This is a genomic window from Hoyosella levis (assembly GCF_026008515.1).
In the GTDB taxonomy this organism is placed as follows: Bacteria; Actinomycetota; Actinomycetes; order Mycobacteriales; family Mycobacteriaceae; genus Lolliginicoccus; species Lolliginicoccus levis.
Window position 1 is genome coordinate 281,163 of record NZ_BQYM01000004.1, and the last position, 7,869, is coordinate 289,031.

Below are 7,869 nucleotides of genomic sequence, written 5' to 3' on the forward strand. Positions count from 1 at the left end.
GAACCCTTGCCGGACACGTATCGTGAACGGCATGGGCAAGTGGGAGAACAACCTCAAGGGCCAGCGGATCCTGATCACCGGAGGCGCGCGCGGCCTGGGCGCGGCACTCGCGCGCGCCCTCACCACGCACGGGGCGAGCGTCGCGCTGCTCGGCATCGAGCCGGATCTCCTCGAGAAGGTCGCGATCGACTGCGCGGCACCGTGGCGGAAATGCGATGTCACGGACGCCGAAGCCGTGGAGACGGCCATCGCTGAACTAGTCAACGAGCTGGGCGGGCTCGATGCTGTCATCGCCAATGCCGGCGTTGCCGCGCAGCTCCCGCTCATCGGTGGCAATCCGGACGTCTTCCTGCACACCCTCGATGTCAACGTGATCGGCGTGTACAACACGATCCGCGCCGCCGGCCCGCACCTCTGCCACGAGCATGGCTACGCGCTGCTCGTCTCGTCGCTCGCTGCGGCCATCCACTTGCCGCTGCTCGGTGCCTACAGTGCCTCCAAGGCTGCCGTGGAGGCGCTTGGCGACGCGCTGCGGGCCGAGCTGCGGCCCCACGGTGGCGCCGTCGGCGTCGCCTACTTCGGCGAGCTCGATACGGACATGACCGCACGCGGATTTGGCACTCGTGCGGCCGCGGAGCTCGTCAAGAACATGCCCATGCTCAAGGTGGCGCGGGTCGAGCCAGCGATCCGAGCGCTCGAGCGTGGCATCGCCAAGCGGTCCCGCATCATCGTTTCCCCGCGCTACGTAGGCCCGATCATGCATTCGCGCGCGGTCACGCAGCGCATCATGGAGATCGCGATGCGCCGCAACGCCGCCGCCGCGCTCGAGATCGCCCGCGCCGAGAATGCTCCGCTCACCACGGTCCAGCCCGAGCGCCCACGCCAGAACCGCACCGGAGGAGCAGCCTCGTGACCACTCCCCGCATCCCGCCCGGAGGGCTCGCCGAGCTCGGCCCCGTCAACTGGTTGTTCACCAGGCTCGCGCGCCGAGCGATGCGGGTCGACGATGTCCACCTGTTCAGCACGCTCGGCCACGCGCGCGGGCTATTCAGGGCCTGGTTGATGTTCTCCGCCCGCCTCATGCCTTTCGGATCGCTGCCGCGATACGAGGTGGAGATGCTGATCCTGCGCATCGCCCACCTGCGCGGCTGCGCCTATGAGCTCGATCATCACGAGCGCCTCGGTCGCCGCGCCGGGCTCAGCCCCGCCCTGATCGCCAGGGTGCAGCAAGGTCCTGCCGCGCCTGGTTGGTCGACCCGGCACCATGCGCTGCTCGTCGCGGTGGATCAGCTCGTGGGCACCAAGGACATCGACGACGACGCCTGGCACTCCCTCACTCGCTTCCTCGACGAGCGCGAGCTCATCGAGATCGTCATGCTCGTCGGGCAGTACGATTCGCTGGCCACCACGATCCGTGCGCTGCGCATCCCCCGGGACACGCGCCCCGCCGATCGCAGGCAGGCCAAGGTCGGCTAGCGCCGGGGAGGATCGCGCAGACTGCCACTTGTGTGCGGTTTTGTACCCCAGGGCGGGCTTGGAAGGGTGCAGAAGGTAACACTTCCGAGGCGCTGGGCTTCCGGGGCCACGAGCATCCGAGGCCAGAAAGCTGCCCACGCGAAGCGGGAGGAGCCGCCAGCAGTGGCAGCCCCTCCCGCGACAGCGTGGGTCGACAGCGTGGGTCAGAAGTTGATCATGTGCCCGGCGAGGCCATGGATGGCTTCCTGCAGGGCCTCGCTCAGCGTGGGGTGGGTGTGCACGTTGCGAGCGAGCTCGTTGACGGTGAGGTCCCACTTCTGGGCGAGCGTCAGCTCGGGCAGCAGCTCGGACACATCGGGGCCGATGAGGTGGCCGCCGAGCAGCTCCCCGTACTTGGTGTCCGCGATGAGCTTGACGAACCCAGTGGAGTCGCCGAGGCCGTGCGCCTTGCCGTTGGCCATGAACGGGAACGTGGCCACCTTGATCTCGTGGCCCTCGTCCTTGGCCTGCTGCTCCGTGAGGCCGAACGAGGCGACCTGTGGCTGGCAGAACGTGGCACGCGGCATCATGCGGTAGTCGCCGAGCTCAAGGGTCTCCGCGCCAGCGATGGTCTCGGCAGCGACGATGCCCTGTGCCTCCGCGACGTGGGCGAGCTGCAGCTTGGCGGTGACGTCACCGATCGCATAGATGTGCGGGACGCTGGTGCGCATGCGGGCGTCGATGTCGATGGCACCGCGCTCGGTCACCGAAACACCAGTGTTATCGAGGCCGTATCCCTCGATGATCGGGGCGAAACCGATGGCTACCATCACCTTGTCGACGGTGACGGTCTCGACCTTCTCGGACTTGTTGTCCTTGATCTTCACCGTGACCTTCGAGCCATCATCGTCGAGGCTCTGCACCGCGGCGCCGGTCCTCATGGTCACGCCGAGCTTCTTGTAGGCCTTCTCGATCTCCTTGGACACGTCCGGGTCCTCGTTGGGCAGCGCCCGGTCGAGGAACTCGACGATCGTGACGTCCACGCCAAAGTTGGCCAGCACGTAGCCGAACTCCATGCCGATCGCGCCAGCACCAATGATGAGCATCGAGCCCGGCAGATCACGCGTCAGGATCTGCTTCTCGTAGGTCACCACGTTCTCGCTCAGCTCGGTGCCAGGCAGCATCCGGGTGCTTGCACCCGTCGAGATGATGGCGTTGTCGAAGGTCAGCTTCTCGCTGCCGCCCTTGCTGAGCTCGACCTCGAGGGTGCGGTCATCGGCGAAGGAGCCGCGCCCCTCGTACTCGGTGATCTTGTTCTTCTTCATCAGGAAGTGCACGCCCTTGACACGACCCTCGGCCACCTTGCGGCTCCGGTCGAAGGCGGCGCCGTAGCCCATCGAGGGGTTGCCCTCGATGCCAAACAGCTTCGCTTCCTTCGCGAGGAGGTGCGCGAGCTCCGCATTGCGCAGCAACGCCTTGGAGGGGATGCAGCCCACGTTCAGGCACACTCCGCCCCAGTACTTCTCCTCCACGATCGCAGTCTTGAGACCTAGCTGGGCGCAGCGGATCGCCGCGACATATCCACCAGGTCCAGCTCCGAGAACAACAACGTCGTAATGTGCAGCCACGGTGTACGAGCCTAGTCCTGTGCTCGCGGTCTGTCCTCCGTTGGGGCCGAATCCCCGGAATCCGGCGCTCCCCGGTACCCCGCGGCGCATACTGGCGAAACCGGGAACGACCAGTACTCAACGACGAGGAGCTGGGCCAATGACCGATCTTGCCCAAAACCCGACCGCGGCGGAGCACGATGCTGGAGACCCCGCCCCCAGCACCACGGAATGGTCGGCCACGCGCATCGCGGCCGCCATTGCTGACGGCAGCATCGCTGCCCGGTCTGTGCTTGACCAGCACATCACTGTGCTCGACCGGAACCGCTCGCTCAACGCGATCGCCGCCGACCGCTACGGCCAGGCCCGGCTCGAGGCCGACCGGATAGACGCGAGCGCCGTGACCCGCCCGGCTCCCCTGCTCGGCGTGCCCTTCACGGTGAAGGAGTTCATCGCCGTCGAGGGCATGCCGAACACCGCGGGCTTCCCCCATCGCCGGCACCACCGGGCGCGGCGTGATGCCCCCGCGGTCGCCCGGCTCCGCGCGGCCGGAGCGATCCCCCTCGGCGTCACTAATTCCGCTGGCCCCATCTTCTGGATGGAGACCTACAACCCCCTGTACGGACGCGTCAGCAACCCCTACGACCCCACCCGCACCGCCGGGGGTTCCTCCGGCGGCGATGGTGCGGCGGTGGGCTGTGGCGGCTCCCCGCTCTCCGTTGGTTCGGACCTCGGCGGCTCGCTGCGCATACCCGCGTTCTTCAACGGCGTGTTCGCCCACCTGCCATCGGTGGGGCTCGTGCCCAACACCGGCCATTTCCCCATGGCGCACGGCGAGGCCCGCCGGAACCTCTTCCTCGGACCAATGGCCCGGCGTGCCACGGACCTCCATGCCGCGCTTTCCGTGATGGCCGGCCCCGATGGGGATGATCCGCATTCACGGCTGATGCCGCTGCGCGATCCCGCTCAAGCCGGCCTCGCGGGCATGCCTGTCATCCTCGCGATCGACTCCACCATCACGAAGCCTGGGATCGAGCTCGAGACCGCCCGCTACCTCGCTGCCAATGTCCTCGAAGCGCGTGGCGCGATCGTGACCGAGACGTCGCTGCCCACGCTCCGGTGGGCGCTCGCGCAGGCCTTCGCCTCGTTCAGCTCCACCCTTGATATCGCCGGCACGGTCGCCGATATCCTCGGTCGAGGCCATGATGGGGCATTGCCAGCCTTGCTCAATGCTCCGGTGGCGATCCTCCGGCTCGCTGAAGTAGCCCCCGTGCGCCGCGCGAGGACGCTCGCCGTCCGCAAGCTCGTCGGCGCCGCGGAGAAGGCCGCCGAGCAGATCACCGAGCTGCTCGGTGAGGGCGCGATGCTGTATCCCCCGTTCCCCCGCCCCGCGCCGAAGCACTTCACCACCTATGGGCAGCCCTGGCTCGCGTCCAACACCCTGGTCTTCAACATGCTGGGATTCCCGGTCACGCAGGTACCCACGGGCCTGGGCAGCACCGGGCTACCACTGGGCCTGCAAGTGGCCGCCGCGCCCGGCAATGATCACGTCACCATCCGCATCGCGCAGGCGCTCGAGAGCGGCCTCGGCGGCTGGCGGCCACCTCGGATCCCGTGACGCGCCCCGCCCGCACGGGCATCGTGCCGCCCGTTCACGCACACTGGAGGCCATGGATGACCCCTACTTGTGGCTCGAGGACATCGACGGCAACACAGTCCTGGACTGGGTGAGGAAGCACAACGACGCGACGCTCGCGGCCTACCGCGGTGAACGGCTCGACACTCTCGAGGCATCGATCCGCGCTGCGCTCGACACCGACGACCGCATCCCGTACGTGCGGAGGCGCGGTGAGCACCTGTACAACTTCTGGCGCGATGCCCGCAATCCCCGCGGCATCTGGCGGCGCACCACTCTCGAGGAGTACCGGCAGCCCGAGCCGCGGTGGGAGATCCTCATCGACGTGGACGCGCTCGCCGAGGCCGAGGACGAGAACTGGGTGTGGGCGGGAGCCTCCGTGCTGCGGCCCAGCTTCGACCGCGCGCTCGTGGCACTTTCCCGCGGCGGTGCCGATGCCTCGGTGATCCGCGAGTTCGATCTCGTCGAGCTCCGGTTCATCCCCACCGGCTTCCGCTTGGACGAAGCGAAGTCAGACATCAGCTGGATCGACCGCGACACGATCCTGGTGGGCACCGATACCGGGCCTGGCTCGCTCACCGACTCCGGATACCCCCGCATCGCACGGCAATGGCGACGCGGCACTCCGCTCGCCGAGTCCGCGATCCTCTTCGAGGGCGAGCCCGGCGATGTCGCGGTCAGTGCGTCGCACGACCCCACGGCGGGCCACGAGCGCACCGTGATCGAGCGGGCCATCGATTTCTATCGCTCCGAGCACCATGTGGCCGCCCCCGACGGACTGCGCAAGCTCGACGTCCCCGAGGATGCCCAGGTCTCCCTGCACAAGGACTGGCTGCTCATCCGCACGCGATCCCCCTGGCGGACCGCTGGCAGCGAGCACCCGGAGGGAACGCTCCTGCGCGCATCCATCGCTGCCTACCTCGACGGGGACACCCGCGTCGAGGTCGTGTTCGAGCCCGATCCCGCCACGACCCTGCTGCAATGGTCGTGGACCGATAGCTACCTCGTGGTGGTCACGCTGCGGGATGTGCGCACCGAGATCAGTGTCGTCGATCCCACGACGTGGGCATGGCGCTCGATCGACGGCCTGCCGGAGCTCGGTAGCACGCAGATCACCGCGACCGATGCCGATAGCGATGAGATCTTCCTGAACTCGAGCGGCTACACCACTCCGGCGACGCTCTGGCATGGCTCCGTCGCGAGCAGCGCGGTGGACCTTGCCCCGATCAAGCAATCCCCGTCGTTGTTCGACGCCACCGGGATCACCACGACCCAGCACTTCGCCACCTCCGACGACGGCACCCGCATCCCTTACTTCGAGATCCAGTCCTCCGCCGGCCCCGGACCTACCCTGCTCTATGGCTATGGCGGGTTCGAGAACTCCCTCGTCCCTGCCTACAGTCCGGGGGCAGGGCTGGGATGGCTCGAGCAGGGCGGTACCTTCGTGGTCGCGAACATCCGCGGCGGCGGCGAGTACGGCCCGCGCTGGCATACCCAGGCGCTCCGGGAGAATCGCGAGCTCGCCTACCAGGACTTCGCCGCAGTGGCCCGGGACCTCGTCGAGCGAGGCGTCACCACTCCCGGGCAGCTCGCCGCGCAGGGCGGCAGCAACGGCGGACTCCTCATGGGCGTGATGCTCACCCGCTATCCGGAGCTCTTCGGTGCCATCGTCTGCCAGGTGCCCCTGCTGGACATGCAGCGGTACCACCTGCTGCTCGCGGGCGCCTCCTGGGTGGCCGAGTACGGCAACCCGGATGATCCAGCGGACTGGGCCTTCCTCAGCAAGTACTCCCCCTACCACCATGTTGATCCTCAGCGGGACTATCCCCCGGTCCTCATCATGACGTCGACCCGGGATGATCGCGTCCATCCCGGACATGCGCGAAAGATGACGGCCCTTCTCGAGGAGACCGGCCATGAGGTGAAGTACTTCGAGAACATCGAGGGCGGGCATAGTGGCGCGGCGGACAACGCCCAGCTCGCGTTCAAGACGGCACTGGCGTACCAGTTCCTGCACGCGACAATCGGATCGGCGAGGTAGCCCGCGGAGGAGCAGTGCCCGGCCAGCCTTGAGCGTTGGCCGGGCGGTGTCGCATCGACGGACGTGCTACCGGATCGTGTCGATCCACTGGGCGATGCGCTCGACGGTGGGTGCTGGCTCGCGGATCCAACCGTTGTGCCCCTGCGGCCTCGCGTTGTACCAGTGCTCCATGCGGGAGGACCGGAGCTTGTTCACGAGGTTGTTCACCGACGTCGATGGAGCGATATCGTCGCGAGCCACAGTGATGGCGAGGACATCAAGCTCCGCCTCCTCGAGCGCTTGCTCGTAGTCGATATCAGCATTGGCAGGTGAGATCCGGCCCGTGCGCGCGAAGCGGGACCAGTCCTTGATCAGTACGCGGGACTGACGTCCGAATCCTGCGACGTTGACGCGGTCCCCCGGCCAGTAGCCGGCGATCCCGGCGGTCAGCGACATCATGTGGCCACCAACGAGCGGGCCGAGCGCTTTCATCCCGGGGAAGCCCTTGTAGTAGGGGGATCCAGCTCCGACGAGGACGATCCCCCCAATCGCATGCGGGGCGCGGGCACCGACGAGGCAACTGACTTGTCCGCCGAGGGAATGGCCTAGCAGGAAAGGCGTCGCTTCAGGCGCATGCTCGTGCAGGACCTCGAGCGCGCTGGGGACGTCGACGGTGACGAGATCGTGGTAGCCGTACTCGCTGTCGGAGGAGGGGCTGGGATCGCTGGCGCCCTGGCCGCGCAGTTCGGTGATCGCTGCGGGGAAGCCATGCCTATTGAGCTCCTCGGCCAGCGGATCGTAGTAGCCGGCGGGAAGACCGAGCCCGGGGACGATGAGAAAGCTCGTTCCCGTGACAGGCGTTCCCTCGGCGAATACACGGACCGGGGTGACGGTGCTGTCGGGCATCTGTATGGGAACAGTGATCATGGCTAACCTCCAGCGTCGTTGGTGACCACTGTAGGCGGTGGGCCCGCCCGCCCGGGCGCGCGGGGCGGGCGGCCCCGGCCGGGCGCCGCGGCGGCCGGGGGTGGATACGGAAACAGCAGGAGGGGCGGGGGGCCCTTGGGCTCCCCGCCCCTCCTGCGTGTTCACATGTGTTTGCCCGGCGGTGTCCTACTCTCCCGCACCCTGTCGGGTGCAGTACCATCGGC

At 67.8% G+C, this 7,869-nt stretch carries 6 protein-coding genes; 4 read left to right on the forward strand and 2 right to left on the reverse strand.

The window, feature by feature from the left end; translation table 11 throughout:
* The first annotated feature begins 31 nt into the window (after positions 1-31).
* Together QC765_RS06690 and QC765_RS06695 are read left to right on the forward strand one after the other, a co-directional pair.
* A complete protein-coding gene (locus tag QC765_RS06690; RefSeq protein ID WP_278313639.1) occupies positions 32-913 on the forward strand; it encodes an SDR family NAD(P)-dependent oxidoreductase in 882 nt (293 codons plus the stop codon).
* Positions 910-1,476, forward strand: a complete 567-nt coding sequence (locus tag QC765_RS06695; protein WP_278313640.1) for a carboxymuconolactone decarboxylase family protein — start codon at positions 910-912, stop codon at positions 1,474-1,476. Before QC765_RS06690 ends, QC765_RS06695 begins: the two co-directional genes overlap by 4 nt.
* A 203-nt stretch (positions 1,477-1,679) precedes the next feature.
* Here the strand turns inward: QC765_RS06695 and lpdA are convergent, their stop codons facing one another.
* Positions 1,680-3,083 (reverse strand): dihydrolipoyl dehydrogenase, encoded by a 1,404-nt coding sequence (gene lpdA / locus QC765_RS06700; RefSeq protein ID WP_278313641.1) that lies wholly within the window; start codon positions 3,081-3,083, stop codon positions 1,680-1,682.
* A gap of 139 nt (positions 3,084-3,222) precedes the next feature.
* Here lpdA and QC765_RS06705 point away from each other — a divergent pair, with 139 nt between their 5' ends.
* Positions 3,223-4,680: an amidase gene (locus tag QC765_RS06705; RefSeq protein ID WP_278313642.1), complete on the forward strand. Its 1,458-nt coding sequence runs from the start codon at positions 3,223-3,225 to the stop codon at positions 4,678-4,680.
* 52 nt (positions 4,681-4,732) lie between these two features.
* On the forward strand, positions 4,733-6,739 hold the full coding sequence (locus tag QC765_RS06710; protein ID WP_278313643.1) for a prolyl oligopeptidase family serine peptidase: 2,007 nt from the start codon (positions 4,733-4,735) through the stop codon (positions 6,737-6,739).
* 66 nt (positions 6,740-6,805) lie between these two features.
* On the opposite strand, the gene QC765_RS06715 is transcribed toward QC765_RS06710, so the two are convergent.
* Complete coding sequence (locus QC765_RS06715) at positions 6,806-7,645, reverse strand: alpha/beta fold hydrolase (RefSeq protein ID WP_278313644.1); 840 nt, start codon at positions 7,643-7,645, stop codon at positions 6,806-6,808.
* Between the last annotated feature and the right edge of the window lie 224 nt (positions 7,646-7,869).

Excerpts from the sequence above, each read along its gene's own strand:
- QC765_RS06690 (WP_278313639.1), top strand. The coding sequence starts at position 32 with ATGGGCAAGTGGGAGAACAACCTCAAGGGCCAGCGGATCCTGATCACC.
- QC765_RS06705 (WP_278313642.1), top strand. The coding sequence starts at position 3,223 with ATGACCGATCTTGCCCAAAACCCGACCGCGGCGGAGCACGATGCTGGA.
- QC765_RS06710 (WP_278313643.1), top strand. The coding sequence starts at position 4,733 with ATGGATGACCCCTACTTGTGGCTCGAGGACATCGACGGCAACACAGTC.
- QC765_RS06715 (WP_278313644.1), bottom strand. The coding sequence starts at position 7,645 with ATGATCACTGTTCCCATACAGATGCCCGACAGCACCGTCACCCCGGTC.